Origin of the sequence: Nocardioides sp. SR21 (assembly GCF_022761125.1) — a bacterium.
GTDB lineage: Bacteria > Actinomycetota > Actinomycetes > Propionibacteriales > Nocardioidaceae > Nocardioides.
The window spans coordinates 167,657-193,981 of record NZ_JAKWJR010000005.1; the positions used below are offsets into that span (position 1 = coordinate 167,657).

General features: G+C 73.1%; 23 protein-coding genes. 16 read left to right on the forward strand and 7 right to left on the reverse strand.

The annotated features are described in order from the left end of the window. Positions 1–43 precede the first annotated feature (43 nt). From MJ604_RS11085 to MJ604_RS11095, 3 genes are read left to right on the forward strand one after another with little or no spacing between them, the layout of a single operon-like run. Positions 44–2,128 (forward strand): RecQ family ATP-dependent DNA helicase, encoded by a 2,085-nt coding sequence (locus tag MJ604_RS11085; protein ID WP_243058390.1) that lies wholly within the window; start codon positions 44–46, stop codon positions 2,126–2,128. Between the two features lie 41 nt (positions 2,129–2,169). Continuing rightward, the gene (locus MJ604_RS11090; RefSeq protein ID WP_243058391.1) at positions 2,170–3,321 is read left to right on the forward strand and encodes a CDP-glycerol glycerophosphotransferase family protein; all 1,152 of its coding nucleotides are present in this window, start codon (positions 2,170–2,172) and stop codon (positions 3,319–3,321) included. A 53-nt stretch (positions 3,322–3,374) separates the two neighbouring features. Beyond that, a complete protein-coding gene (locus MJ604_RS11095) occupies positions 3,375–3,821 on the forward strand; it encodes a hypothetical protein (protein WP_243058392.1) in 447 nt (148 codons plus the stop codon). On the opposite strand, the gene MJ604_RS11100 is transcribed toward MJ604_RS11095, so the two are convergent. Continuing rightward, complete coding sequence (locus MJ604_RS11100) at positions 3,818–5,215, reverse strand: NAD(P)/FAD-dependent oxidoreductase (RefSeq protein WP_243058393.1); 1,398 nt, start codon at positions 5,213–5,215, stop codon at positions 3,818–3,820. The genes MJ604_RS11095 and MJ604_RS11100 overlap by 4 nt on opposite strands. A gap of 24 nt (positions 5,216–5,239) precedes the next feature. Between MJ604_RS11100 and MJ604_RS11105 the strand changes: the two genes are divergently transcribed. Continuing rightward, a complete protein-coding gene (locus tag MJ604_RS11105) occupies positions 5,240–6,286 on the forward strand; it encodes a hypothetical protein (RefSeq protein WP_243058394.1) in 1,047 nt (348 codons plus the stop codon). Between the two features lie 129 nt (positions 6,287–6,415). Here the strand turns inward: MJ604_RS11105 and MJ604_RS11110 are convergent, their stop codons facing one another. The 3 genes from MJ604_RS11110 to MJ604_RS11120 all read right to left on the reverse strand — a co-directional run bounded on the left by MJ604_RS11110 (position 6,416) and on the right by MJ604_RS11120 (position 8,783). Beyond that, positions 6,416–7,879 (reverse strand): DHA2 family efflux MFS transporter permease subunit, encoded by a 1,464-nt coding sequence (locus tag MJ604_RS11110; RefSeq protein ID WP_243058395.1) that lies wholly within the window; start codon positions 7,877–7,879, stop codon positions 6,416–6,418. A gap of 89 nt (positions 7,880–7,968) precedes the next feature. Beyond that, on the reverse strand, positions 7,969–8,457 hold the full coding sequence (locus MJ604_RS11115) for a glutathione peroxidase (protein WP_243058396.1): 489 nt from the start codon (positions 8,455–8,457) through the stop codon (positions 7,969–7,971). A 35-nt stretch (positions 8,458–8,492) separates the two neighbouring features. Then, positions 8,493–8,783 (reverse strand): DUF2249 domain-containing protein, encoded by a 291-nt coding sequence (locus MJ604_RS11120; RefSeq protein ID WP_243058397.1) that lies wholly within the window; start codon positions 8,781–8,783, stop codon positions 8,493–8,495. A gap of 55 nt (positions 8,784–8,838) precedes the next feature. Here MJ604_RS11120 and MJ604_RS11125 point away from each other — a divergent pair, with 55 nt between their 5' ends. Genes MJ604_RS11125 through MJ604_RS11150 form a run of 6 tightly spaced genes read left to right on the forward strand, consistent with a single transcriptional unit; the run spans position 8,839 to position 16,862 of the window. Next, the gene (locus MJ604_RS11125) at positions 8,839–9,534 is read left to right on the forward strand and encodes a metalloregulator ArsR/SmtB family transcription factor (protein WP_243058398.1); all 696 of its coding nucleotides are present in this window, start codon (positions 8,839–8,841) and stop codon (positions 9,532–9,534) included. After that, positions 9,531–10,601 carry a hypothetical protein gene (locus tag MJ604_RS11130; RefSeq protein WP_243058399.1) on the forward strand — a complete coding sequence of 357 codons (1,071 nt, stop codon included), beginning with the start codon at positions 9,531–9,533 and terminating at the stop codon, positions 10,599–10,601. Before MJ604_RS11125 ends, MJ604_RS11130 begins: the two co-directional genes overlap by 4 nt. Further along, positions 10,598–13,114, forward strand: coding sequence for a multicopper oxidase domain-containing protein (locus tag MJ604_RS11135; RefSeq protein WP_243058400.1), 2,517 nt, complete (start codon positions 10,598–10,600; stop codon positions 13,112–13,114). The genes MJ604_RS11130 and MJ604_RS11135 overlap by 4 nt, the downstream gene beginning before the upstream one ends. A 33-nt stretch (positions 13,115–13,147) precedes the next feature. Beyond that, entirely contained in the window at positions 13,148–13,567 is a 420-nt protein-coding gene (locus MJ604_RS11140; RefSeq protein WP_243058401.1) for a hypothetical protein, read from the forward strand. After that, complete coding sequence (locus MJ604_RS11145) at positions 13,564–16,218, forward strand: DEAD/DEAH box helicase (protein WP_243058402.1); 2,655 nt, start codon at positions 13,564–13,566, stop codon at positions 16,216–16,218. Before MJ604_RS11140 ends, MJ604_RS11145 begins: the two co-directional genes overlap by 4 nt. Continuing rightward, positions 16,215–16,862: an SWIM zinc finger family protein gene (locus tag MJ604_RS11150; RefSeq protein WP_243058403.1), complete on the forward strand. Its 648-nt coding sequence runs from the start codon at positions 16,215–16,217 to the stop codon at positions 16,860–16,862. Before MJ604_RS11145 ends, MJ604_RS11150 begins: the two co-directional genes overlap by 4 nt. A 16-nt stretch (positions 16,863–16,878) precedes the next feature. On the opposite strand, the gene MJ604_RS11155 is transcribed toward MJ604_RS11150, so the two are convergent. After that, the gene (locus MJ604_RS11155) at positions 16,879–17,430 is read right to left on the reverse strand and encodes a TetR/AcrR family transcriptional regulator (protein WP_243058404.1); all 552 of its coding nucleotides are present in this window, start codon (positions 17,428–17,430) and stop codon (positions 16,879–16,881) included. Between the two features lie 19 nt (positions 17,431–17,449). After that, positions 17,450–17,830: a thioredoxin gene (gene trxA, locus MJ604_RS11160; RefSeq protein ID WP_243058405.1), complete on the reverse strand. Its 381-nt coding sequence runs from the start codon at positions 17,828–17,830 to the stop codon at positions 17,450–17,452. Between the two features lie 186 nt (positions 17,831–18,016). Between trxA and MJ604_RS11165 the strand changes: the two genes are divergently transcribed. Genes MJ604_RS11165 through MJ604_RS11190 form a run of 6 tightly spaced genes read left to right on the forward strand, consistent with a single transcriptional unit; the run spans position 18,017 to position 25,726 of the window. After that, positions 18,017–19,540, forward strand: coding sequence for a carboxyl transferase domain-containing protein (locus MJ604_RS11165; RefSeq protein WP_243058406.1), 1,524 nt, complete (start codon positions 18,017–18,019; stop codon positions 19,538–19,540). Positions 19,541–19,545: 5 nt separating this feature from the next. Continuing rightward, positions 19,546–21,435, forward strand: coding sequence for a biotin carboxylase N-terminal domain-containing protein (locus MJ604_RS11170; protein WP_243058407.1), 1,890 nt, complete (start codon positions 19,546–19,548; stop codon positions 21,433–21,435). Then, positions 21,428–22,336 (forward strand): hydroxymethylglutaryl-CoA lyase, encoded by a 909-nt coding sequence (locus MJ604_RS11175; protein WP_243058408.1) that lies wholly within the window; start codon positions 21,428–21,430, stop codon positions 22,334–22,336. The genes MJ604_RS11170 and MJ604_RS11175 overlap by 8 nt, the downstream gene beginning before the upstream one ends. Beyond that, on the forward strand, positions 22,333–23,430 hold the full coding sequence (locus MJ604_RS11180; protein ID WP_243058409.1) for a hypothetical protein: 1,098 nt from the start codon (positions 22,333–22,335) through the stop codon (positions 23,428–23,430). Before MJ604_RS11175 ends, MJ604_RS11180 begins: the two co-directional genes overlap by 4 nt. Beyond that, positions 23,427–24,512 carry a hypothetical protein gene (locus tag MJ604_RS11185; RefSeq protein WP_243058410.1) on the forward strand — a complete coding sequence of 362 codons (1,086 nt, stop codon included), beginning with the start codon at positions 23,427–23,429 and terminating at the stop codon, positions 24,510–24,512. The genes MJ604_RS11180 and MJ604_RS11185 overlap by 4 nt, the downstream gene beginning before the upstream one ends. After that, on the forward strand, positions 24,512–25,726 hold the full coding sequence (locus MJ604_RS11190; RefSeq protein ID WP_243058411.1) for a hypothetical protein: 1,215 nt from the start codon (positions 24,512–24,514) through the stop codon (positions 25,724–25,726). Before MJ604_RS11185 ends, MJ604_RS11190 begins: the two co-directional genes overlap by 1 nt. Here the strand turns inward: MJ604_RS11190 and MJ604_RS11195 are convergent. Then, the gene (locus MJ604_RS11195; RefSeq protein WP_243058412.1) at positions 25,687–26,316 is read right to left on the reverse strand and encodes an EcsC family protein; all 630 of its coding nucleotides are present in this window, start codon (positions 26,314–26,316) and stop codon (positions 25,687–25,689) included. The genes MJ604_RS11190 and MJ604_RS11195 overlap by 40 nt on opposite strands. Positions 26,317–26,325: the final 9 nt, after the last annotated feature.

Genomic DNA, 26,325 nt, shown 5'->3' on the forward strand with positions numbered 1-26,325 from the left:
CACCCGTTCGGGCCATGTCCGTGGCGGCTGGTAGACACTCGGCATGACCCGAGACCGCGCCGAAGCCCACCTCCGCGCGCTGGTCGGCAGCGACAGCGCGGTGCTCCGCGAGGACCAGTGGTCGGCCATCGAGGCGCTCGCCGTACGCCGTCAGCGCGCCCTCGTCGTCCAGCGCACCGGGTGGGGCAAGTCCGCGGTCTACTTCGTCGCGACCCTGCTGCTGCGCGAGCAGGGCGCCGGCCCGACCGTGATCGTGTCGCCGCTGCTCGCGCTGATGCGCAACCAGATCGCGGCCGCCGAGCGGGCCGGGATCCGCGCGGTCACCATCAACTCCACCAACATCGAGGACTGGGAGCCGATCCAGCAGGCGATCCTCGACGGCGAGGTCGACGTGCTGCTGGTCAGCCCGGAGCGGCTCAACAACCCCGGCTTCCGCGACGAGGTGCTGCCGCGGCTGGCCGCGACCTGCGGGCTGCTGGTCGTCGACGAGGCGCACTGCATCTCCGACTGGGGCCACGACTTCCGGCCCGACTACCGCCGGATCCGCACCCTCCTGGGCGACCTCCCGGAGGGCATCCCGGTGCTGGCCACGACGGCGACCGCGAACGCCCGCGTCACCGCCGACGTCGCCGAACAGCTCGGCACCGACGTGCTCGTGCTGCGCGGCTCGCTCGACCGCGAGTCGCTGCGCCTGGGCGTCGTCCGCCTCAAGACCGCGGAGCAACGGCTCGCGTGGCTCGCCGACCACCTCGCCGAGCAGCCCGGGTCCGGCATCGTCTACTGCCTCACGGTCGCGGCCACCCAGGAGATCGCCGACTACCTGCGCTCGCGCGGCCACGAGGTCGCGGCGTACTCCGGCCAGACCGAGACCACCGAGCGGCAGGCGCTCGAGCAGGACCTCATCACCGGCCGGGTCAAGGCGCTGATCGCCACCAGCGCCCTCGGCATGGGCTTCGACGCGACGCTCGGCTTCGTGGTCAACATGGGGGCGCCCGCGTCGCCGGTCGCCTACTACCAGCAGGTCGGCCGCGCGGGCCGCGGCACCGACGAGGCGACGGTCGTGCTGCTGCCGGCGATCGAGGACCGCGACATCTGGGCCTACTTCGCCTCGCTCGCGTTCCCGCGCGAGGAGCAGGTCCGCCAGACGCTCGAGGTGCTGGCCGCCGAGGGCCGGCCGCTGAGCACCGCCACCTTGGAGACGTACGTCGACCTCAACCGCAACCGCCTCGAGACGATGCTCAAGGTGCTCGACGTCGACGGCGCCGTCCGCCGGGTCAAGGGCGGTTGGGAGTCCACCGGCCAGCCCTGGTCGTACGACGAGGAGCGCTACCGCCGCGTCAGCGAGGCGCGCGAGCGCGAGCAGCAGGCGATGCTCGACTACATCGCCACCGACCGGTGCCGGATGCGCTTCCTGCGCGACCAGCTCGACGACACCCCGCAAGATCCTGGGGAGGCCGCCGACTGCGGCCGCTGCGACAACTGCGGCGGCCTGTCGCTCTCGGACGCGGTCTCCGACGCCGCCGTCGCGGAGGCCGAGGCGCGGCTGTCGCGGCCCGGTGTCCCGGTCGAGCCCCGCAAGATGTGGCCGACGTCGCTGGCCAACCTCGGCATCGACCTCAAGGGCAAGATCGCCGAGGGCGCCGAGGAGGGCCGCGCGGTCGCCCGGCTCACCGATCTCGGCTACGGCCAGGCGCTGCGCGAGCTGTTCGCGCCGGCGACCGAGGACGGACCCGTCCCGCTGCCGCTGGTGAACGCCGTGATCGAGGTGCTCGGCGACTGGCGGCCGCCGGTCGACGCGATCGTCGTCGTCGAGTCCCAGACCCGGCCCACGTTGACCGCCGACCTGGCCTCCGGGCTCTCGCGCTACCTGCGCGTGCCGGTGGCCGGCCGGTGGGCGATCGCCGACCCCGACGTCGCGCCGAGCCAGGGCTCCTCGAACTCCGCGCAGCGGGTCGCGGCGGTCGGCCGGCGCTTCACGTTGCAGGCCGACGAGTCGCTCGAGGGGCAGCGGATCCTGCTCGTCGACGACCTCGTCGGCACCGGGTGGACCCTCACGTTGGCGGCTCGCGCGCTGCGCCGGGCGGGTGCGGCCGAGGTGCGCCCGCTCGTGCTCGCCTCGACGACCTAGCCGATGCGGCCGATCGGGGGGTCAGGCCGTAAAATCTGCGAGTGAACCACGCAGTCCTCGCCTATTTCGCAGACGACACCACCCGTAGCTACCAACTCATCCAGTGGCTGCCCGTGCTGGAGCTCCTCGACCAGCAGCACCCGGTGGGCATCGTGGTCCGCAACGAGGAGACCGAGGAGCTGCTGCGCTCGCGGACCCACCTGCCGCTCATGATCGCGCCGTCGTTCCGCGAGCTGACCGAGATGTACGCCGCGCACGACGCGGCCGTGGTCCTCTACTGCAACAACTCGATGCTGAACTTCCAGTCGCTCCTGGACGGGCGCAAGCTGCACGTCCACATCAACCACGGTGAGAGCGACAAGCAGAGCATGGCCAGCAACAACGCCAAGGCCTACGACCGGGTGTTCGTCGCCGGACAGGCCGCCGTGCAGCGCCACGAGCTCGGCCTGCTCGAGTTCGACACCAGCCGGCTGGTCCGGATCGGCCGCCCCCAGCTCGACCTGCGTCCGCCGGCGCTGCTCGAGCCGAGCGAGCGCCGTACCGTCCTCTACGCGCCGACCTGGGAGGGCGACGCGGAGTACAACGACTACACCTCGGTCGACACCGTCGGCATCGAGATCATCCAGGCGGTGCTCGCCGTGCCCGGCGTGCGCGCGGTCTACAAGCCGCACCCGAAGGTGACCACCAGCCAGAACCCCGCGATCAGCGGCGCGCACCAGGCGATCCTCGCGATCCTCGCCGAAGCCGCGCAGCGCGAGCCCGAGGCCGGCCACCGCGCGATCACCAGCGGCGACATCCTGGCCCTGATGCCCGACTGCGACGCGATGATCACGGACGTCTCCTCGGTCGGGCTGGACTGGCTCTACCTGCGCACCGAGCGGCCGATCTTCATCACCGACCGGCACCACGACGCCGACCGGCTCCGCCAGGAGGTCCCGGTGAGCCGGTGTGCCGACGTGATCGACGGCGTGGAGGGGGTCGACGTCGTCGACCTCGCGGCCCTGATCACCAGCCGCCTCGAGCACGACGAGCACCACCTCGCCCGCGTCGCGATGCGGCACCACTACTTCGACGACGTCCAGGTCGGCGACAGCACGACCCGGTTCATCACCGAGGTGGCCGAGCTGATCGCCCTGCGCGACCGGCTGGTCGGCGCCGAGGGCGTCCGGCAGGGCGAGGCGATCATCGCCTGAACCGGGTACTCGTACTCATGTGACGCGGTGACCGCCCGGCCTAGCGTCGCGGCGTGACCCGGAACCGGCTGCCCGTTCGTCTGATCGTCCTCGGCGTCGTGGCGGTGCTCGTCGTCACCGGTGCGGCGGCCGCCTTCGCCGTCCTCCGCTCCGAGCCGTCGCCGTTGTACGACGCGATGCGCTCGGACCCGATGGCGTCCGAGGAGCTGCCGGGGATGGAGATCGAGTACGACCGCAGCTCGGACCGGACCGAGCCCCTGGGCATCCCGTCCCCGGCGACGGTCGACCGCTCCTGGACCATCACCGACGGGACGACGGAGCCCGAGAAGCTCGCCGAGCTCGCTCACCTCGCACAGACCTCCGGGTGGCGCCGCGGCCCGGACCCGGTGTTCTGCGGCTGGCAGAAGAGCGTCGACGGCCAGGACCTCTGCCTGGTGATCCGGTCGGGGGTCGGCGAGGGCGTGGTCCTCGTCGAGATCTCCGAGGACATCGGCTTCTAGGCGAGGTACGCCGCGACCGCCCGGGCCGCCCGCTCGCCCGACCAGACCGCCCCGTTCAGCGTCGCCCGGTTGTGGAACCGCGCGGTGTGCTCGCCCGCGAAGAACGCCGCGCCCTCGGGGCGGGCCTCGACGCCGGCGATGTCCGTCATCGTCCCGGCCCGGTAGTAGGAGTACGTCCCGCGCGTCCACGGGTCGTCGACCCAGCGGTCAACGCGGGCGAACCCGCCGTACGCCGCCCGCGAGCCGGCAAAGATCGTGTCGAGCGCGGCGAGGTAGGTGTCGGCCAGCGGCGCGGGCGCCTCGCCGTGCACGGGGGCGCCCGTCGCGTCGGGCATCGCGCGGGCGCCGGTCAGGCAGACGGTCAGGTCGCCGTCCGGCCAGGTCCAACCGGGCACCAGGTCGGTCACCGACTCGCCGCTGCCGGCCGGGTCGAGGAGCAGGTGCACCTTCATGCCGACCCCCATCCCGAGGGACCGGATCGCCCGCCGCTTCCGCGGGGAGAAGCCGGAGCGGGACAGGTCGACGTGCGCGAGCGCCGCGAACGGCAGCGCGAGGACGACGACGTCCGTGTCGACCGCGCCCTCCTCGAGCTCCAGGCGGTAGCCGCGCCCGCGCCGCTGGATCGCCGTCAGCACGGACCCGAGGTGGACCGACCCTTCCGGCAGCCGGTCCGCCAGGGTGGTGGCGATCCGGTCGGTGCCGCCGGTCACGACGTAGCGCTGGTCGTAGCTGCGGCCCTCGGTGCCGAGGTCGAGGACCGCCATCAGCGCGCTGGCCTCGTCGACCGGCGCGGTGTAGTCGGTCTCGAAGTACGTCCGCAGGAAGTCCGCGTACGCCGGTGCGCGCGCCTCGACGTACCTCTCGATCCAGGCCGCGACCGTCATCCGGTCCAGCCGCGCCGGGTCGACGTCGCGGTGCTGCCGGGCCGCCTCGCGCCAGATCGCGGCACGGCCGCGGAACACCTGCTCGCGGGTCAGGTCCCGGCCGTCGAAGCGGAACGTCGGTCCGCCCGCCGGCCACGTGCGCTCGAGGTCGGCGAGCGGCACCTGCAGCTCGCCGGCCAGGTCACGGATCGCGCGGTCGCCGGTGCTGATGAACTGGCCGCCGGCCTCGCAGCGCCGACCGCCCGGGAGGTCACGCACCGTGTACGCCCGCCCGCCGACCCGGTCGCGCGCCTCGAGGACGGTGACGGTGCGCCCGCTGTGGTGCAGCCGGTACGCCGCGGTCAGTCCGGCCAGCCCGGCGCCGACGACCACGATGCGCGGGCCGTCGCCGCGCGGCGGCGGCGCCGTACGGCACGAGGTCAGGGCGCCGGCGACCCCACCGAGGAGGACGCTGCGCCGGCCGACCGGGTGCACCCGCCGATCATCGCGCGCGGGGCTGGGCAAGAACATAGAACACGTTCTAGTCTGCGACCCATGGACCGACCCCTGCGCGTGATCCAGTGGACGACCGGCAACATCGGACGGCGGTCGCTGCACGCGATCATCGGCCGGCCCGACATGGAGCTGGTGGGCGTGTACGCCCATGGCGCCGCGAAGGTCGGGAAGGACGCCGCCGAGCTGTGCGGCTGGCCGGAGCCGACCGGCGTGCTCGCGACCGACGACATCGCCGCGCTGCTCGCGCTCGGTGCCGACGCGTGCTGCTACAACCCGTTGTGGCCGAGCATCGACGACCTGTGCGCGCTGCTCGAGTCCGGGGTCAACGTCTGCTCGAGCGCCGCCTGGATCACCGGCGGCAAGCAGTCACCGGAGGACCTCGAGCGGATCCGCAAGGCCTGCGAGCGCGGCGGCACCTCGATCTTCGGCAGCGGCGCTCACCCCGGCATGACCAACATGGTGGGCATGGTGCTCAGCGGCTCGTGCGAGCGCGTCGACGAGGTCCGGATCACCGAGTCGGTGGACTGCTCGACGTACGAGAGCGCCGAGACCCAGACGGCGATGGGCTTCTCGCAGTCGCCGGACACCCCCGGACTCGCCGAGAACGTGCGCCGCGAGAGCGAGGTGTTCGCGGAGTCCGCGGCGATGATGGCCGACGCGATGGGCGTGACCCTGGACCGGATGACGTTCGACGTCGAGTTCACTGCCGCCACGGGCGACAGCGACCTCGGCTTCATGACGATCCCGGCCGGCACCGTCGGTGGCGTGATGGGCTACCACCGCGGCTGGGTCGGTGACCGCAACGTCGTCAGCGTCGGCTTCAACTGGACCATGGGCGAGCACACCGTGCCGCCCAAGCCGCTGCAGCACGGCCACGTCATCCAGGTCTTCGGCGTGCCGAACATGCGCACCGTCCTGCACTGCCTGCCGCCGAAGGACTGGACCGAGGGCTTCATGGACCTCGGGATGATCTACACCGCGATGCCGGTGACCAACGCGGTGCCGTACGTCGTCGCCGCCGAGCCCGGCATCGTGACGCTCGCGGACCTGCCGCCGATAACGGGCCGTCTCTCGCCGGTCGAGTAGCGAGCGCCAGCGAGCATATCGAGACCGCGACTGAGATCTCGATACGCCGGTCGCGAGCTCGTGCCTCGCTCGCGCGGCTACTCGATCTGGCTGCTGATCCCGGCCCGCGCAAGCGCGGGCCGGGGCAGCTCAGTGCCCGACGAGCACCGCCGGGTCGACCTGGTGCTCGATCTTCTTGCGGGGCAGGAAGAACGCGGGGATCAGGACCAGCGCGACCATGACGGTCGCGACGACGAAGACGTCGCCGAACGCGTCGGCCGTCCCGGCCGGGGTCGGGGCGGAGTCCTCGAGGCCGTTGGTGAGCAGCACCGTGAAGACCGCGGTACCGATCGAGGCCGCGACCTGCTGGATCATGTTCATCAGCGTGGAGCCGCGGGCGATGGTGTGCTCGCGCAGGGTCGCCAGCGCCGCGGACATGATCGGCATCATGGTGCCGCCCATGCCGAGGCCCATGATGAACAGCGACAGCAGCAGGAACGAGTACGACGTGGTGTCGGTCAGCGTCGCGAACATCGCCATGCCGGCGGTGATCACGAGGATGCTGGTGATCACGATCTTGCCGGGGCCGATCTTGTCGGCGAGCACGCCGGCGATCGGCATCGTGATCATGGCGCCGAGGCCCTGCGGGGCGAGCAGCAGGCCGGCGTCCATGGCCTCCTCGCCGCGGACCAGCTGGAAGTACTGCGGGAACAGCAGGCCGGCACCGAAGAACGAGATCGCGAACAGCGACATCGCGATGATCGCGACCGTCATGTTGCGGTTCTGGAACAGGCGCAGGTCGACGAGCGGGTGCAGGTTGCGGCGGTTCAGCGCCCACGGCACGAACGCGATGATCAGCACGATGCCGAGGGCGGCCGGGCCCAGGACCTTGGTGGCGAACACGGTGCCGGTCTCGGGGATCGTCGAGACGCCGTACAGGAAGAGCGCGAGACCCGGCGAGAGCAGCACCATGCCGAGCCAGTCGAACGACTCCGACGGCTCGACGTGGTCCTTCGGCAGCACGATCGCGGCGTAGATGATCGCGGCGACGCCGATCGGGACGTTGATGAGGAAGATCCAGTGCCAGCTGGCGGTGTCGATCAGCCAGCCGCCGAGGATCGGACCGAAGATCGGGCCGAGCAGCATCGGGATGCCCATGATCGCCATCACCCGGCCGACCCGCTCGGGGCCGGCGGCACGGGTCAGGATCGTCATGCCGAGCGGCATCAGCATGCCGCCGCCGAGACCCTGGACGACGCGGAAGGCGACCAGCATCGGCAGCGTGGTCGCCAGCGCGCAGAGCGCGGAGCCGGCCACGAACAGCACGATCGCGAGCAGGTAGAGACGCTTGGTGCCGAACCGGTCCGCCGCCCAGCCGGTCAGCGGGATCACCGCGGCGAGAGCCAGCGTGTAGCCGGTCATCGTCCACGCGACCTGCGCGGGAGTCGCGTCGAACTCCTGCTGGAAGGTCTGCATGGCGACGGTCACGACGGTGATGTCGAGGATCGACATGATCGCGCCGAGGACGACGACGCCGGCGACCGCGATGACGCCCTTGTCGAGCTTGTCCGAGGGGCCGCCGGTGGGGGCAGGGGCTTGGGTCTGCGTACTCACCGAAAGAGGCTAGGTGGCTCCGCCGACAGGTTCATCCGACTTTCGTCTCCGGCGGACGTGGGCTCGGTCACCCCCGGAGTGCAAAGTGGCTACTGAGCGAGGGTCTCGATCGCGTCGACGAGACGCGGGTCCTGGGGCTCCACGCGGGGGGAGTACCGGGCGATGACGGTGCCGTCGGCGGCGATGAGGAACTTCTCGAAGTTCCAGGTGACGTCGCCGGCCTCGCCGTTCTCGTTGGGGGCGTCGACCAGGCCGCGGTAGATCTCGTGCCGGTCGTCGCCGTTCACGTCGATCTTCTCGGTCATCGGGAACGTCACGCCGTACGTCGCCGAGCAGAACTCGGCGATCTCCTCCGAGGTGCCCGGCTCCTGCCCCATGAACTGGTTGCAGGGCAGGCCGACCACGGTGAAGCCGCGCGCGGCGTAGCGCTCCTGCAGCTCCTCGAGGCCGGCGTACTGCGGCGTGAGCCCGCACTTGCTGGCCACGTTGACCAGGAGCGCCGGCTTGCCGCCGGTCAGGTCGCCGAGGGTGGTCGGGGTGCCGTCGAGCCGCGCGATGGGCGTCGAGAGGATGCTCATGCCCCCGAGCCTAGGGAACGGCGCCACGCCGTCGGTCAGCGGCGCACCAGAGCGAGACGCCAGGCCTCCGGGCCGCGGTCGAGGTACTCCACGGCGTAGCGGCCGGGCGTCTCGGCCTCGACCTGCTGCAGCAGCGGGACGGGGTCGTGCGGAGCGACCAGCACCAGGCCCGCGCCGGGCGCCAGCGAGCCGAGCGCGCCCTTGATCGTCGCGTGCCGGATCGCGTGCGGGATCGCGCGAGCGTCGAGCTCCGGCAGCGCGGTGTCCGCCTCGTGGCAGCCGCAGCCGCTGGTCTCGGTGAGGCCCAGGTCGGGTCCGATCGTCATCTCGTCTCCAATGTCACATCCCGATCGGCTGACCGGGCCCGATCATTTTGGCACAATGATCTCCGTGGAAAATAACGAGCGGGAGAGACGTGGGCCACGTCCGGCCCGGACCGCCAGCGGACGCCGGCTCTCGCCGACCCGCGCCGCGCTGCTCGAGACCCTGCAGGTGCAGCCCGAGCCGACCAGCCTCCCGGCCCTGGTGAAGACCACCGGCCTGCACGACAACACCGTGCGCGAGCACCTCGAGGGCCTGCGCCGCAGCGGGCTGGTGCGCCGTACGAAGGCGCCGGCGACGGGACGCGGCCGTCCGCGCTGGCTCTACGAGGCCACCCCGCACAGCCACGAGGACCCGCGGCCCGAGTACGCCGGCCTGGCGGCTGCCCTCGCCGCGGTGATCGTCCGCACCAGCCCGGAGCCCGCCGCCGAGGCCCGCCGAGCGGGCGCCGACTGGGGCCGCCGACTGGCCGCCGGGACGGCTCCGGCCGAGAGCGCCGAGGCCGCGCGCCGCGGCGTCACGGCGATCTTCGAGGACATGGGCTTCGAGCCGGAGGCGGACGCCGACGTGCGCGAGCTGCGACTCACCCGCTGCCCGCTGCTCGAGGCCGCGCACCAGGAGCCGGACGTCGTCTGCTCCGTGCACCTCGGCATCGCCCAGGGCGCGCTCGAGCGGTACGACGCCCCGACCGACGGGCTCGAGCTGCTGCCGTTCGTCGAGCCCGGCGCCTGCCTGCTGAGGCTGGGCCGGCCGTGACCGTCGCCGCGCCGTCGCGGGCCGCCACCTGGCGGCCGCTGCTCGTCGTGCCGGCCGGCCTGTCGCTGCTCGCCGGCCTCGACGCCGCGCTGCTGCTCCTCGACCTGCCCGCGCCGGTCGACACCGAGCGGCTGCCCCAGGTGCACGGCGTGCTGCTCGTGCTCGGCTTCGTCGGCACCCTGATCGCCCTCGAGCGCGCGGTGGCGCTCGGCCGGCCCCTCGGACTCGCGGCGCCGGCGCTCCTCGGGGCCGGTGCCGTGCTGACCCTCTCGCCGGCTCCCCTGCGCGCGGGTCAGCTCGTGCTGGTCGCGGGCACCGCGGCGCTGGTCGCGGTGTACGTCCCGCTCTGGCGCCGGCAGCACGACGAGGCGGTGCTGGTGCAGACGCTCGGCGCCGTCGTCGCCACCGGCGCCGCGGTCCTCTGGGCCGGCGGGGTCGACGTACCCACCCTGCTGCCGTGGCTGGTCGCGTTCGTCGTGCTCACCATCGCCGGGGAGCGGCTCGAGCTGGCCCGGCTGGCGATGGGGCCGACCGCCGGGCCGGTGCTCGTCCTGCTCTCGACCGCACTGGCGGCGGCCGTCGTCGCCTCGCTCCTGGTCCCGCGCGCCGGATCGGTGCTCCTCGGCGCGGCCCTCGCCGTCCTGACCGGGTGGCTGGCGAAGCACGACGTCGCGCGCCGTACCGTCCGGTCCACCGGGCTGCCGCGCTACATGGCGGTCTGCATGCTCGCCGGCTACGCCTGGGCGGGCGTCGCGGCCGCGACCTGGCTGCTGTCCGGCGCGGTCACCGACGGCGCGCGGTACGACGCGGTGGTTCATGCGGTCTTCCTCGGCTTCACCCTGTCGATGGTGATGGCGCACGCGCCGGTGATCCTGCCGGCGGTGACCGGCCGGCAGGTGCGGTACGGCCCGGTGCTGTACGCCCCGGTCGCGCTCCTGCACGCCTCCCTGCTGGTGCGGATCTGGCTCGGCGATGGCCTCGACGTACCCCATGCCTGGCAGGTCGGTGCGGTGCTCAACATCGTGGCGGTGCTGGGCTTCCTCGGTGTGGCCGGGACGCGCGGATGAGCCGGGGCTTCTCCCCGTGGCGGGACCTGCCGGCGATCGCCTGGCTAGCCGCGATCCCGGTCGTCGCGTTCGCGCACCCGTGGATCCCCGAGCCGCGCTGGCTGCTGCTGCACCTGCTGCTGCTCGGTGCGGTCACCCACTCGATCGTCGTGTGGAGCCAGCACTTCACCGACGCGCTGCTGCACGTCCCGTCGACGCCGCGCCCGCGGCTGCTGGCGCTGCTCGCGTTCGGCTCGGTCGCGGTCATGGCCGGCACCCAGACCGCGGTGTGGCCGCTCACGCTCGCCGGCGCGGCGGCTGTCGCGAGCGCCGTGCTGTGGCACGCCGTCCGGCTGACCGGCCAGCTGCGCCGCGCGCTGCCCGCGCGGTTCGCCGGGGTGGTCCGCTACTACGTCGCCGCCGCTGCGCTGCTGCCCGTCGGCGCCACCCTCGGCGTGCTGCTCGCCCGCGGCCTCCCGGACCCGTGGCACGAGCGGGTGCTGCTCGCGCACGTCGCGGTGAACCTCCTCGGCTGGGTCGGCCTCACCGTCGCGGGCACCGTCGTCACGCTCTGGCCGACGATGCTCCGCACCCGGCTCGGCGCGGGCTCCGACGCGGCCCTGCAGCGCGCGCTCCCGGTCCTCCTCGCCGGCGTCCTCGTGACCGCCGGCGCCAGCGTGCTCGGCCTCGGGGTGCTCGCCGCCGCCGGGCTGGCGGCATACGTGGGCGGCGCGGTGCTGCTCGGCGTACCCCTCGTCGAGGCCGCGCGCCGCAAGCCCCCGACCAGCCACCCGGCCTGGTCGCTCGGCGCCGGCCTGCTGTGGTTGCTCGGCTGCCTGGTCGCCTGGGCGGCGATCCTCGCGACCTCCGGCGAAGGGGCCGGCGAGGGGGTCGGCGAGCGGTTCGGCGTGCTGGTGCCGTTCCTGGCCGTCGGCTTCGCGGCCCAGGTGCTGCTCGGCGCGATGGGCTACCTGATCCCGATGGCGCTCGGCGGTGGCGCGACGGCGGTGCGCGCCGCCAACGAGGTCCTCGACCGGGGCGGTGCGTTCCGCGTCGTCGCGGTGAACCTCGGTCTGCTCGTGTGCCTCCTGCCTGCGCCCAGCGCCGTGGTCGCCGGCTGCTCCCTGGTCGTGCTGCTCGCGCTGGCGGCCTCGCTCCCGCTCGTGGTCCTGGCGATCCGGGCCTCCCGGCGACGCCGGCCGACGGCCCGCGTCGGGGGCCGCGGCCGCTCCCTCGGGTCGGCCGTCGCCGGCGCGTCCGTCGTGCTGCTCGTGGTCGCGGCCGGAGTCGCGGTCGACCCCGGCGCACTCGGCTCCGGAAACGTGGTCTCGGCCGCCGCCGGCGTGGCGCCGACCGGGCACACGACCACGGTCCGCGTCGAGGCCGCCGACATGCGGTTCGTCCCGGCCGAGGTCGACGTACCCGCCGGTGACCGGCTGGTCATCGAGGTCGTGAACACCGACAACCAGCTGCACGACCTGGTGCTCGAGACCGGCGTCGACTCCGGACGGCTGGCGCCGGGTGAGGAGACCAGCGTCGACGTCGGCGTGGTCGGCCGCGCCCTCGACGGCTGGTGCTCGCTGGTCGGCCACCGGCAGATGGGCATGACGCTGCGGGTCAACGTGACCGACGGCGACCACCACCTGCACCACCTGGACACGCCCGAGTCCGACCACGACGCGGTCGACGCCGAGCTGCCACCGCTGCGCGGTCACGGGCCACAGACCCACCGGGTGACGATGACGGTCGGCGAGGTCGAGCGCGAGGTCGCCCCCGGCGTGACCCAGCGGCTGTGGACGTACGACGGCCAGGCGCCGGGGCCGGTCCTCCACGGCCGCGTCGGTGACCGCTTCGTCGTGACGCTCGTGAACGACGGGACGATCGGGCACTCGATCGACTTCCACGCGGGCGCCCTCGCCCCGGACCGCCCGATGCGCACCCTGGAGCCGGGGCAGTCGCTGACCTACCGCTTCACGGCCCGGCGCGCGGGCGTGTGGATGTACCACTGCTCGACGATGCCGATGTCGGTGCACATCGCCAACGGCATGTTCGGCGCGGTCGTGATCGAGCCGCGCGACCTCGCGCCGGTCGACCGCACCTACCTGCTCGTCCAGAGCGAGCAGTACCGCGGACCCGAGACCGTCGATGCCGACAAGATCGCCGCCGAGGATCCGGACGCCGTGGTCTTCAACGGCTACCCGAACCAGTACGACGCCGACCCGCTGCGGGTCGACGCCGGCGACCGGCTGCGGATCTGGGTGCTGGACGCCGGACCCAACCGGGCGACGAGCTTCCACGTGGTCGGCGGGCAGTTCACGACGACGTACGCCGAAGGTGCCTACCTGCTGCGCGAGGGCCCCGAGGTCGACGGCGGCGCCCAGGCGCTCGCCCTGATGCCGGCGCAGGGCGGGTTCGTCGAGCTCGAGCTGGACGAGCCCGGCCACTACCCGTTCGTCTCGCACGTGATGGTCGACGCGGAGCGCGGCGCCCACGGGGTCATCGAGGTCGCCGAGGCACGGGACCTTCGTCCCTGACCACCACGGGCCGGAACGGACCAGGATGGGCCCATGCTCACCGGGACCGTTGCCGATGTCGTCGTCCGACTGCCCAAGACCCTGCCGCTGACCACGACGGTCGCGGAGGCCCGGGCCGAGCTCGCCGACGAGCACATGCACATGCTGCTGCTGACCGCGGGCGGCTTCCTGATGGGCACACTCGTGCGCTCCGACCTGGCCCAGGTCGACAACGACGCCGACCTGGCGCTCGTGTACTCGTCCCTGAGCGGGCGCACCGTGCCGCCGTCGGTCAACGCCGAGGTGATGCGCCGGGTCCTGGTCGCCAGCGGCGACCGGCGCCGCGCCGTCGTCGACCGGGAGGGTCGGCTGCTCGGGCTGCTGTGCCTCAAGCGCCGGCTGAGCGGGTTCTGCAGCGACCGTGACGTGGCCGCCCGGGCACGGAGGGTGGCCCCGGCTAGTTTCTCTGCGTGAGCTTCGTCCCCGTCACCGGCCCGGCGACCTTCCGCGCCGCCGAGCCGCCGCGGGACGGGGTCGTGGAGTTCACCGACGACCGGCGCACGGTGAGCCTGCCGATCCGCGCCGCGCTGCCGGTGCTGACCAAGGCGCGCACCCGCGACGACCTGCACCCGACCGTCAGCCTGCTCTCCGGCGCCGCCCTCCTCGGCATGCGGATCGTCGCCGCCGGGAAGTTCGCGCCCGCGGGCAACCACTGGGCGGCCGCGGGGCTGGACCGCGACGACGAGGACCGCATCGCGATGCTCGCGAACGGCGCCGCCGAGGACGAGCGGCTGGTCCGCGACCTCGTCGACGCGATCGCCGACGCGATGCCGCGCGGGGCGCCGACCACGACCGCGCGTCCGGTCCACCGCACGAACGCGCCGACGTTCGAGCAGCGCCTCCAGGCGAGGCTGGCCCGGCACCAGCGCCACGACCCGCGTGACCTGCCCCAGCTGGTGACGATCTCGCTGCGGGTCGAGGCCGACGAGGAGGAGCTGGTCGCGGGCGCCGTACGCCTCGTGCCGCAGGCCCACGACGAGCAGAACCCGCTCCACCTCTGCGACCTCGCGCTGCTGTGGACCGACAGCCCCGAGGAGCACGGCTTCGGCGAGCGTGCCCGCACCCACGCGACGATCGCGCTGCGTACGGCGGCCGACGCGTGGCCGGTGCTCGACCGGCTGCTCGAGCTGCGGGTGCCGGACGAGCTCGTGCTCGACACCGACGAGCTGGTCAGCCTCCTCGACGAGGGGGTCGGCGCCCTGCGCGGAGCCGGCGTCGACGTGCTGTGGCCCAGGAGCCTCGGGCGCGACCTCACCGCGACCACGGTCCTCGACCGCGCCGACCGGGCCGACCGGGGGCCGCGCGAGGGGCCGCTGAACGAGCCGACGCTCGGCACCGAGGCGCTGTTCGCGTTCAACTGGCAGATCGCGGTGCACGGCGACCCGCTCACCCCCGAGGAGATGGACCAGCTCGCCCGCTCGGCGACCCCGCTGCTGCGGTTGCGCGGCAACTGGACCGTGGTCGACCCCTCGATCGCGAAGAAGGCGAAGAAGCGGCTGGTCCGCACCGTCCAGCCGGCCGAGGCGGTCGCCGCCGCGCTGACCGGCACCGTCCAGGTCGCCGACGTCGAGGAGCAGGTGATCGTCGGGGCGTCGCTGCTGAAGGTGCGCGAGCGGCTGCTCTCGGCCGCGACCCGCGACCCGGTCGACGCGCCGGCCGCGCTGCAGGCGACGCTGCGCGACTACCAGCGGCACGGGCTGACCTGGCTCGCCGAGATGACCGAGCTCGGGCTCGGCGCCTGCCTCGCCGACGACATGGGCCTCGGCAAGACGATCACCCTGATCGCCCTGCACCTGCATCGTGCGCAGGGTCCGACGCTCGTGGTCTGTCCCGCCAGCCTGCTCGGCAACTGGGAGGACGAGGTACGCCGCTTCGCGCCCGGCGTGCCGGTCGTGCGGTTCCACGGCAGCTCGCGGGACCTCTCCGCCGCCGGGTCGGGCTTCGTGCTGACGACGTACGGCACCATGAGGAAGGACGCCGAGACGCTCGCGGCGGTGCCGTGGGACCTGGTCGTGGCCGACGAGGCGCAGCACGTGAAGAACCCCCGCACGTCCACCGCCCGCGCGCTCCGCTCGATCCCGAGCGCGGCCCGCGTCGCGCTGACGGGCACGCCCGTCGAGAACGACCTGACCGAGCTGTGGGCGATCCTCGACTGGACGACGCCGGGGCTGCTCGGCAGCCGCAACGCGTTCCGCCGGGCGTGGGCGGCGCCGATCGAGTCGGGGCTGGACCCGGCCAAGGCGCGGCAGTTCGCGGACCTGATCGGGCCGTTCCTGCTGCGCCGCCGCAAGTCCGATCCGGGCATCGCGCCGGAGCTGCCGCCGAAGACCGAGACCGATCACCCGCTGCGGCTGACCCGCGAGCAGGTGGTGCTCTACGAGTCGTTCGTCCGCGACACGATGGAGCGGATCGAGCGCGCCGGCCCCGGTGACGACGTCGCCCGTCGCGGCCTGGTGCTGATGCTGCTCACCGGGCTAAAGCAGATCTGCAACCACCCGGCGCACTTCCTCAAGCAGAGCGCGACGAAGCTCAGCGGCCGCTCCGAGAAGGTCGACCTGCTCGACGAGCTGGTCGGCACGGTGCTGGCCGAGGACGGCGCGGTGCTGGTGTTCACGCAGTACGTCGCGATGGCGCGGCTGCTCGAGGCGCACCTGGCGCGGGCCGGCGTACCGCACCAGCTCCTGCACGGCGGCACGCCGGTGCGCGAGCGGGAGGCGATGGTGAAGCGCTTCCAGGCCGGCGAGGCGCCGGTGTTCCTGCTGTCGCTGAAGGCGGGTGGCACCGGCCTCAACCTGACGCGCGCCGACCACGTCGTGCACGTGGACCGGTGGTGGAACCCCGCCGTCGAGGAGCAGGCGACCGACCGCGCCTACCGGATCGGGCAGACCAAGCCGGTGCAGGTGCACCGGATGATCACCCGCGGCACGATCGAGGAGAAGATCGCCGAGCTGCTGACCCGCAAGCGCGCGCTCGCCGACGCGGTGCTGGCCAACGGCGAGGCTGCGCTGACCGAGCTCAGCAACGACGAGCTCCGCGACTTCGTGGCGCTGCGGAACGACCCATGAGCTCGGTCCTCCACCCCCGGCTGGCGCCGCGGCGCTCGACCGCCCGGGCGTCGACGTGGTGGGGCAAGGCGTGGGTGCGTGCGATCGAGGAGGCGGCGTACGCCGAGTCCGACCTGGTCGCCTCGCGCACCCTCGCGCGCGGCGGGCACGTCGGGCAGATCTCGACCGAGCCGGGCCGGTTCGTCGCATCGGTCGAGGACCGGCGCGGGCTGTGGACGGTCGCCGGCGGCATCCCGGTGCTCGAGGACGCTGCCGTCTCCGCGCTCGTCGAGACGGTGGCCGCGGAGTCCGGGCGGGTCGCGGCGCTGCTCGCCGGCGAGCTGCCGTTCACCCTCGTCGAGCACGCCGAGGAGGCCGGGGTCGAGCTGCTGCCGTACGGCGGTGAGCTCTCGTCGACCTGCACCTGCGACCACTGGACCGACCCGTGCACGCACGCCCTCGCGGTGCTGCAGCAGCTGACCTGGCTGGTCGAGGCGGACCCGTTCGTGCTGCTCCAGCTGCGCGGGCTCCCGCGCGACGAGCTGCTGGGTCGGCTGCACGCGCGCACCGAGCCGGTCGAGGACGCGGACGTCGACCTCGACGCGGCGGTGGAGGCGGCGCTGTACGCCGCCCGCCTGCTCGGCGACGCCGAGCCGCTGGGCTGAGCGCGAGCGCGTCCGCTCAGGGCCGCAGCGCCCCCAGCGCCATCCGGCTGAGCACCTCGCGCATCTGCGGGTCGGGGAGCAGCCCGCTGTGCGGGGTGGAGTTGATCAGCCCGAACGCCGCGTGCGCCATCGCCCGCGCTGTCGGGAGGTCGAGGCTCTCGTCGGTCAGCAGCAGCTGGCCGGCCCACAGGTCGACGTACTCCCGCTGCAGGCTGCGCACCCGCTCGCGCGCCTCGGCGGGGAGCGACTCCCAGTCGCGGTCCTGCACCACGATCAGCGGGCGGTGCCGCAGCGCGAAGTCGACGTGCCACTCGACGAGCGCCGCGAGCGGGTCCGCCTCCTGCGCGCGCTCGGTGCCGACGCGGAGCAGCTCCTCGCTGATCGAGACCAGCATCTCGGCCAGCACCGCCTGCTTGGACGCGAAGTGCTTGTAGAGCGCAGGTCCGGAGATCCCGCACGCGGCGCCGATGTCGACCACCGAGACCCCGTGGAACCCGCGCGCGGCGAACAGGTCGGCCGCGGTCGCGAGGATCTGGTCGCGGCGGCTGGTCTGCTCGGTCTGGGTCACGACCTCAGGTTAGCGGTCACTAACCCTGCGGGGCGCCGCCGTCCTGCTGCTCGGCCAGCTGGCGTCGTACGTCGTCCATGTCGAGGTCCTTGACCGCGGTGATCACCTGCTCGAGCGCCGGCGCGGGGAGCGCGCCCGGCTGGGCGAAGACGAGGATGCCCTCGCGGAACGCCATCAGCGTCGGGATCGAGGTGATCTGCGCGGCCGCGGCGAGCGACTGCTCGGCCTCGGTGTCGACCTTGCCGAAGACCACGTCCTGGTGCTGCTCGGCCGCGGCCTCGAACACCGGCGCGAACTGACGACACGGACCGCACCACGCAGCCCAGAAGTCGACGAGCACGATGTCGTTCTCCACGACGGTCTGCTCGAAGGAGTCGGAGGTCAGGGCGATGGCGGTCATGTGGTCCCAACGACGGGTGGGTCCGGGATGTTCCGCGGGTCGGTTTCCCCGGTCGACCGGGGAATCTGTCACTTGACGGCCGTTGCAAACCCCAACAACCGTCGGATTACCCGGTCGACCGGGTATTCCGACGCAGCGGAGAACCAGCCGGTGGACCCGCAGGTTAATGATCGCTAACCTAGCCGGGTGAGCAACCTGAGGGAGCTGGTGGACGAGCTCCGCGACCGCCTGGCAGCAGCGAGGCAGGGCGGCAGCGAGGCGGCGCGGCAGAAGCACACGGACCGGGGCAAGCTGCTGGTGCGTGATCGGGTGGACCGGCTGCTCGACCCGGGCAGTCCGTTCCTGGAGCTGAGCCCGCTGGCGGCGTACGACATGTACGGCGGGGGAGTGCCCAGCGCCGGCGTCGTGGCCGGCATCGGGCGGGTCAGCGGCCGCGAGGTCGTGGTGGTCGCCAACGACGCGACCGTCAAGGGCGGCACGTACTACCCGATGACGGTCAAGAAGCACCTGCGCGCGCAGACGGTCGCGGCCGAGAACCGGCTGCCGTGCATCTACCTCGTCGACTCCGGCGGCGCGTTCCTGCCAATGCAGGACGAGGTGTTCCCCGACCGCGAGCACTTCGGCCGGATCTTCTTCAACCAGGCCAACCTGTCCGCGAAGGGCATTCCCCAGATCGCCAGCGTGATGGGCTCGTGCACCGCCGGCGGCGCCTACGTCCCGGCGATGGCCGACGAGACCGTGATCGTGCGCAACCAGGGCACGATCTTCCTCGGCGGCCCGCCGCTGGTGAAGGCCGCGACCGGCGAGGTCGTGACGGCCGAGGACCTCGGCGGCGGCGACGTCCACGCGCGTACGTCGGGCGTGGTCGACCACCTCGCCGAGGACGACGCGCACGCGCTGGCGATCGTCCGCAGCATCGTCGGCACCCTCGAGCGCCGGCCCGAGGGACCGTCGTACGAGATCGCGCCGGTCGAGGACCCGCACGACGACCCGAGCAGCATCTACGACGTCGTCCCGTCCGACACCCGCACGCCGTACGACGTCCGAGAGGTCATCAGAAGGGTCGTCGACGGCAGCCGGTTCCACGAGTTCAAGAAGCTGTACGGCGAGACGCTGGTGACCGGGTTCGCGCACATCTGGGGCCACCCGGTCGGCATCGTCGCCAACAACGGCATCCTCTTCAGCGAGTCCGCCCTCAAGGGCGCGCACTTCATCGAGCTCTGCAACCAGCGCGGCATTCCGCTGGTGTTCCTGCAGAACATCACCGGCTTCATGGTCGGCCGCGAGTACGAGAACCGCGGCATCGCCCGCGACGGCGCCAAGCTCGTCACCGCGGTCGCCTGCAGCGTCGTCCCGAAGTTCACCGTCGTCATCGGCGGGAGCTTCGGCGCCGGCAACTACGGGATGTGCGGGCGCGCCTACGACCCGCGCTTCCTCTGGATGTGGCCGAACGCGCGCATCTCCGTCATGGGCGGCGAGCAGGCCGCGAGCGTCCTCGCGACCGTCGCCGGCAAGCCGGACGACGAGGAGTTCAAGGCGCCGATCCGCGAGCAGTACGAGACCCAGGGCTCGCCGTACTACGCGACCGCCCGCCTCTGGGACGACGGCATCATCGACCCGGCCGACACCCGCCGCGTCCTCGGCATGGGCCTCGCGGCCGCCGCGAACGCCCCGATCCCGACGCCGTCGTACGGCGTCTTCCGGATGTGATCGGCATGCAGACACTCCTCATCGCCAACCGCGGCGAGATCGCCCTGCGCGTCATGCGCACCGCCAGGCGGATGGGCATCCGCACCGTCGCGATCTACACCGACCTCGACCGCACCGCGCCGCACGTGCGCGCCGCCGACGAGGCCCGGCACGTCGTGAGCTACCTCGACATCGACGCCGTCGTCGGCGCCGCGAAGGCCGCGAACGCCGACGCCGTGCACCCCGGCTACGGCTTCCTGTCCGAGCGCTCGGCGTTCGCCAAGGCGCTCGAGGACGCCGGCATCACGCTCGTCGGCCCGACCGCCGACGTCATGGACGCGATGGGCCGCAAGGACGCCGCCCGCGAGATCGCGGTCGCCGCGGGCGTGCCCGTCGTGCCGCGCGGCGAGGACGCCGGGTTCCCGGTGCTGGTGAAGGCCGCGGCCGGTGGCGGCGGCAAGGGCATGCGCGTCGTGCGCGAGGAGGCCGAGCTCGAGGAGGCCAAGGCGGCTGCGGCCCGCGAGGCGCTGAGCGCCTTCGGCGACGACACCCTCCTCATCGAGAAGTACGTCGAGCGCGGCCGGCACATCGAGGTGCAGGTCATGGCCGACACCCACGGCAACGTCGTGCACGTCTTCGAGCGCGACTGCTCCACCCAGCGCCGGCACCAGAAGGTGCTGGAGGAGGCGCCCGCGCCGACCATCACCGACGAGGTCCGCGCGCTGGTCACCAGCAGCGCGGTCGCGCTGTCGAGGCACGTCGGCTACCGCAACGCCGGGACCGTGGAGTTCCTGCTCGACGACGCCACCGGCGAGGCGTACTTCCTGGAGATGAACACCCGCCTCCAGGTCGAGCACCCGGTCACCGAGGCGATCACCGGCCTCGACCTGGTCGAGCTCCAGCTCCGCGTCGCCGACGGCGAGCCGCTGCCGATCGGCCAGGACGACGTCACCGTGACCGGCCACGCGATCGAGGCCCGGGTGTACGCCGAGGACTCGTTCGGCGGCTTCCTGCCCCAGGCCGGGCGTACGTCGATCGTGCGGTGGCCCGGTCTCGATACGCTCGCCGGCGCTCGCTACTCGACCACCGAGAACTCTGTGAGAGTCGATCACGCGCTGGAGCCCGAGCAGGTCGTGAGCACGTCGTACGACCCGATGCTCGGCAAGGTGATCGTGCACGGCGCCGACCGTGAGGCCGCCCGCCGCGCGCTCGTCGACGCGCTCGACAACACCTCGATCCTCGGCCTCACCACGAACACCGGCTTCCTGCGCGCGCTGGCCGCGAGCGACGAGTTCCGCGACGCCACCATCGACACCGCGTGGCTCGACCGGCACACCGTCGAGGCGCCTGACGACGAGCTCCCGCGGGTGTTCGTCGCGTGGGTGAGCGCGATGCTCGCGGCGTACGAGGGCAGCGGGCCGTTCCAGTCCGACGGCTGGCGCTCCGGCGCCGACCCGGCGCCGACCATCGTCGAGCTCGACCGCCCGGTCGTCGTGGACCGGCACTCCGGCCGCGTCGATGACCTCGCGGTCCGCCAGGTGCACGCCGCCCACCACACGCTGACGCTCGAGATCGACGGCGCGCTGCGCAGCGCCGTGGTCAACGTGCAGCCGCACGTCGCCGAGGTCGCCTACGAGGGCCAGCGCTTCGTGTTCGAGCGGCCCGACGTCTTCGGCGACCACGCGGTGGTCTCCGACGGCGCGATCACCGCGCCGATGCCCGGGACCGTCCTCGACGTACGTGTCGCCGACGGCGACCGGGTCGAGGCCGGCCAGGTGCTCGTCGTGCTCGAGGCGATGAAGATGGAGCTGGCGCTCAAGGCGCCGTTCGACGGCACGATCGCCGGCCTGTCGGCCACCACCGGCGGCCAGGTCGCGCTCGGCCACACGCTGCTGGAGGTGACCCCCGATGAGTGAGCTGCCCGCCGCCGTCACGATCTACGAGGTCGGTCCCCGCGACGGCCTGCAGAACGAGAAGACGCTGGTGCCGACCGGTGTGAAGGCCGAGTTCGTGCAGCGGCTCCGCCTGGCCGGACTGCCGATCGTCGAGGCGACCAGCTTCGTGCACCCGAAGTGGGTGCCCCAGCTCGCCGACGCCGCCGAGCTGATGGAGCTGCTCGGCGAGGCCGGGCGCGACTGCCCGGTGCTGGTGCCCAACGAGCGTGGCCTCGACCGCGCGCTCGAGCTCGGCGCCCAGCACATCGCGATCTTCGGCTCCGCCACCGAGACGTTCGCGCAGAAGAACCTCAACCGCAGCCTCGACGAGCAGTTCGCGATGTTCGAGCCGACCGTGCGCCGCGCCCGGGACGCCGGGCTCGACGTCCGCGCCTACGTCTCCATGTGCTTCGGCGACCCGTGGGAGGGCGCCGTACCCGTCGAGCAGGTGGTGAGCGTCGGCAAGCGGCTGTTCGACCTCGGCGCCAGCCAGCTCAGCCTCGGCGACACGATCGGGGTCGGTACGGCGGGCCAGGTGACCGACCTCGTCGACGCCTTCACCGCCGCCGGGATGGACACCGACCAGCTCGCGATGCACTTCCACGACACCTACGGGCAGGCCCTCGCGAACACCCTGTCGGCGCTGCAGTCCGGCATCACGACGTTCGACGCGAGCGCCGGCGGGCTGGGCGGCTGCCCCTACGCCAAGAGCGCCACCGGCAACCTCGCGACCGAGGACCTGGTGTGGATGCTCACCGGTCTCGGCATCGAGCACGGCGTCGACCTTCGCGAGGTCGTGGCGACCTCGGTCTGGATGGCGGGGCACCTCGGTCGCCCCAGTCCCTCGGCGGTTGTGCGAGCACTGGCAGAATCCGGAGCATGAGCCGGAGGGTCTACCTGCACATCGGTGCGCCGAAGACAGGGACGACGTACCTCCAGGACCGGCTCGCGCTGAACGCGAAGACGCTCGCCGAGCACGACGTCCACTTCCCGACCACGTCGCCGATGGTCAGCCCCGGGCTCGCGCACTTCCGCGGCGCGCTGGACCTGCTCGGCCAGGACTGGGGCGGCGCGCCCGGGCACGCCGACGGCAGCTGGGACGCGCTGGCGCGGCGCATCAAGAAGCGCTCCGGCTCCGTCGTGGTCAGCCACGAGATCCTCGCGCCGGCCGCGCCCGGCCAGGTGGCCCGCGCGATGCGCGACCTCGCCGGCGCCGAGATCCACGTCGTCTACACCGCCCGCGACCTCGGCCGGCAGCTCCCCGCGGCGTGGCAGGAGAGCATCAAGCAGGGCCGGCGGTGGAGCTACAAGCGCTTCCTCGACCGGTACGAGAAGGGCCGCACCTGGTTCTACCGCGCGTTCGACGTCCCGCGCGTGCTCGGCACCTGGGGCGCCGGGCTGCCGCCGGAGCACGTGCACGTCGTGACCGTCCCGCCGTCGTCGTCCCGCGACCAGCACGGCGACCAGCTCTGGCAGCGGATGTGCGAGGTCCTCGGCATCAACCCGGCCTGGGCGCCGCTCGACAGCGACCGCTCCAACCGCTCGCTGGGCATCGCCGAGACCCAGGTGATCCGCCAGCTCAACCGCCGGATGGACCGCACCGCGCGCCGCGAGTCGACGTACGACGGGCTGATCCGCGACATGCTCGCCCAGGGCGAGCTGGTCAAGCGCGAGTCGGCCGCCGTACGCCTGCCTCCCGAGCGCTACGACTGGGCCGAGGAGCAGGCCGAGCGCTGGATCGAGTGGATCGAGGGCAGTGGCGTCGACGTGGTCGGCGACGTCGCCGACCTGCGGCCGGTCCGCCCCGCCGAGGACGTGCCCTACAAGGACCCCGACAAGGTCCGCGCCAAGCGCCAGCTCGGCAGCGCGCTGGACGCGCTGGCCGCGATGACCCGCGAGGCCGCCCGGCGACCCGACCCCGAGCGCCAGCTCACGCACCGGGTCCGCGCGCAGGCCCAGCGCCTCCGGGAACGATGACGGAAGACGGCGTGCACCGCGCCTGGGGCTGGGTCGCGCACCTGCAGGCCGGCGGTACGACGCCGTGGCGCGACTGGACCGGCGCGGGCGACCCGCGTGGCCGGATCCTGCCCGGTGCGCAGCAGCTGGAGCTGCTGCGCCGGCTCAACGGGGCCGGGCCGACCTCGCCGGAGCTCGCCGCTCGGGTGCTGGAGGCCAGCGCTCCCGGCCGCGGCCGCCCCGACCTCGAGCTCGAGGGTGCGGTGCCGCCCCTCGAGTTCGGCCCGCGACCGGTCGACCCCGCCGACCTGCCCGACGACGAGCTGATCCGGGTCGCCACCATGCTGCTGGCCGAGGACGTGCACGCGGCCGGGCTGCCCGAGACGGAGCACCCGCCGAGGAAGCGGTGGCGGCGCCGGAAGTACCGCCTCGAGGGCGACGTGGTCCTCACCGGCCCGATCCGTGCGGACCTGGTCCGGCACGGCCGCCCGCCGGGCGGCCGGGGCGCGACAGTGCTCGTGCTCGGCACCGACCTCGGCACGATGTACACCCACGCGTGGACCGCGCGCAGCCTCTCCGCGGGCGCCCCGAGCTGGCGCGAGTGGCTGGACCCGCACGTGAAGCGCGGCACCGTGCCCGGCCGGATCGACCTGGTGAAGGTCGCGAAGGCCTGGAGCGACCGGGTCGGCAAGGAGCGGGTCCGGATCGTCCTCGACCCGGCCGAGGTCCCGCGGATCATCGGCGTACGCCGGCCCGCGCCCGCCGCCGAGCCGCTGTCCGCGGACGCCACCGACCTGGCACGCCGGGTCGGGCAGGCGCTCGGGCTGCTCGCCGTCCCCACCGAGCGGCGGGCGCTGCTGCGCGAGACCCTGCGCCCGCGCCTCGCCGCGCTGCCCGGGGCGCCGCTGGTGCTGCCCGCCGAGCACCTCGAGCGGGTGCACGAGCGGGCGACCCACCTGCGTGATGCGCTGCTGCGCGCTGGATACCCTGTCCACGGCGATCTGGACAGCCTGCTGCCCGCTGATCGCGCCGGCGTACCGGAACCCTCGGACGCCGGAGTCCTGGCGCACGCCCTGCGCCTGCTGCTGGAAAAGAAGAGATAGTGGCCACACGAGTCCTGCTGCACGTCGGCACCCCGAAGACGGGGACGTCGTACCTCCAGGACGTCCTGTTCCGGAACCGCCGCACGCTCGCGAGCGCCGGGATCCTCTACCCCGCGGACCGCTTCGACGCGCACTTCCTGGCCGCCCTCGACCTGATGCGGCTGCCCTGGGGCGGCCTCGAGGCCGAGGCCGTCGGCGCCTGGGACGCGCTGGCCGAGAAGGTCCGCAAGCACCATGGCACCGCGATCATCAGCCACGAGATCCTCGCGACCGCCTCCCGCGCCCAGGCCGGCCGGGCGCTCAAGTCGCTCGGGCACGGCGACGGCACCGAGGTGCACGTGGTGCTGTCGGTGCGCGACCTGGTCCGCCAGATCCCGGCCGAGTGGCAGGAGAACGTCAAGCACCGGCAGGCGCTGTCGTACGGCAACTTCCTCGACCAGATCCGCAAGCCGGAGCGCGACACCCGGATCGCCACCTGGTTCTGGGGCGTCCAGGAGCTGCCGGACATCCTCAACCGCTGGGGCCACGACCTGCCGCCCGAGCGCATCCACCTGGTGACGGTCCCGCCGCGCGGCGGCCCGAAGAACCTGCTCTGGAAGCGTTTCAGCGTCGCCTTCGGGCTCGACGGCCTCGACCTCGACCTCGAGGCGGAGCGCGCCAACCCGTCGCTCGGCGCCCCCGAGACCGCGCTGGTGCGCCGGATCAACCGCGCCGCCAACCGTGAGCTCAACCCGGGCGACTACCGCCCGCTGGTCCGCGAGCTGCTCGCCCACCAGACGCTGTCGGCGCGCACCGGCTCGCCGCGGCTGGCGCTGCCGCCGGACGTGCACCCGTGGGTCTCCGAGGTGACCTCGTCGTGGATCGCGGAGATCGAGCGACGCGGGTACGACGTGGTCGGCGACCTGCACGACCTGGTCGGCGCGCCGCCGGTCACGCAGTACGCCGACCCGGACAACCCGTCCGAGAAGCAGGTCTCCGCCGCTGCGCTGGACGCGATCAAGGCGCTGCTGCTGGAGAGCGCGCGGCTGCGGCACAACGAGGAGCGGCTCGAGCACGAGCTGCTCGAGACCCAGAAGGCGCTCGAGCGGGCGTACCTGCGGCCGACGTACCGCTGGCGCGAGAAGCTGGTGCGCCGGCTGCAGTCCGGGTCCTACGGCCGCGGCCTGCTCAAGGCCTACCGGCGGGTGCGGGGCCGGAGCTCGCGCGCGGCGTAGTCGCCGACCTGCCAGGTCCGGAAGCCGTCGGCACCCATCCCGAACGCGCCGCCGACGATCGGCACCTTCCGCGCGATCGTGATCGCCAGCCGCTTGCCCGCGACCCGGGTCATCAGCTCGGAGGCGACCTCGGCCGACAGCACGCGGTCCAGCTCGGGGTCGTGCACCGGGGCCGTCGCGATCGCCATCGGCGGCGCGGGGAGCTTGCGCTCCGCGATCAGCCGGTCGACCAGGTCCTCCCCGAGCATGCTGGCGAGCACCGCGTTGCGGACCCGGGGGTCGTCGAGGTCGTAGCCGCGCAGGTGCGCGATCCCGGCGACCATCCGCGCCTGCACGAGCGCGAGCCCGGCGAGGTTGGCGGGCATCGTGAACGCCGCGGCCAGGACGCCGCCGAGCCCGGTGAGCAGGCCCTGGGCGCCGGCGTACCGGATGTGGGTGTCGATCAGCTCGTGCACCGCGGTGTCCACGTCGCCGCGCGCGACCAGCAGCGTGTCGGCGGTCGGCCGTACGGCGGTGATCGCGCGGTCCAGCGTGTCGCGCACGAAGCTCGCGGTGAGCTCGGGCTGCCGCTCCACCGCCTTCCCGCTCATGCGTCGATC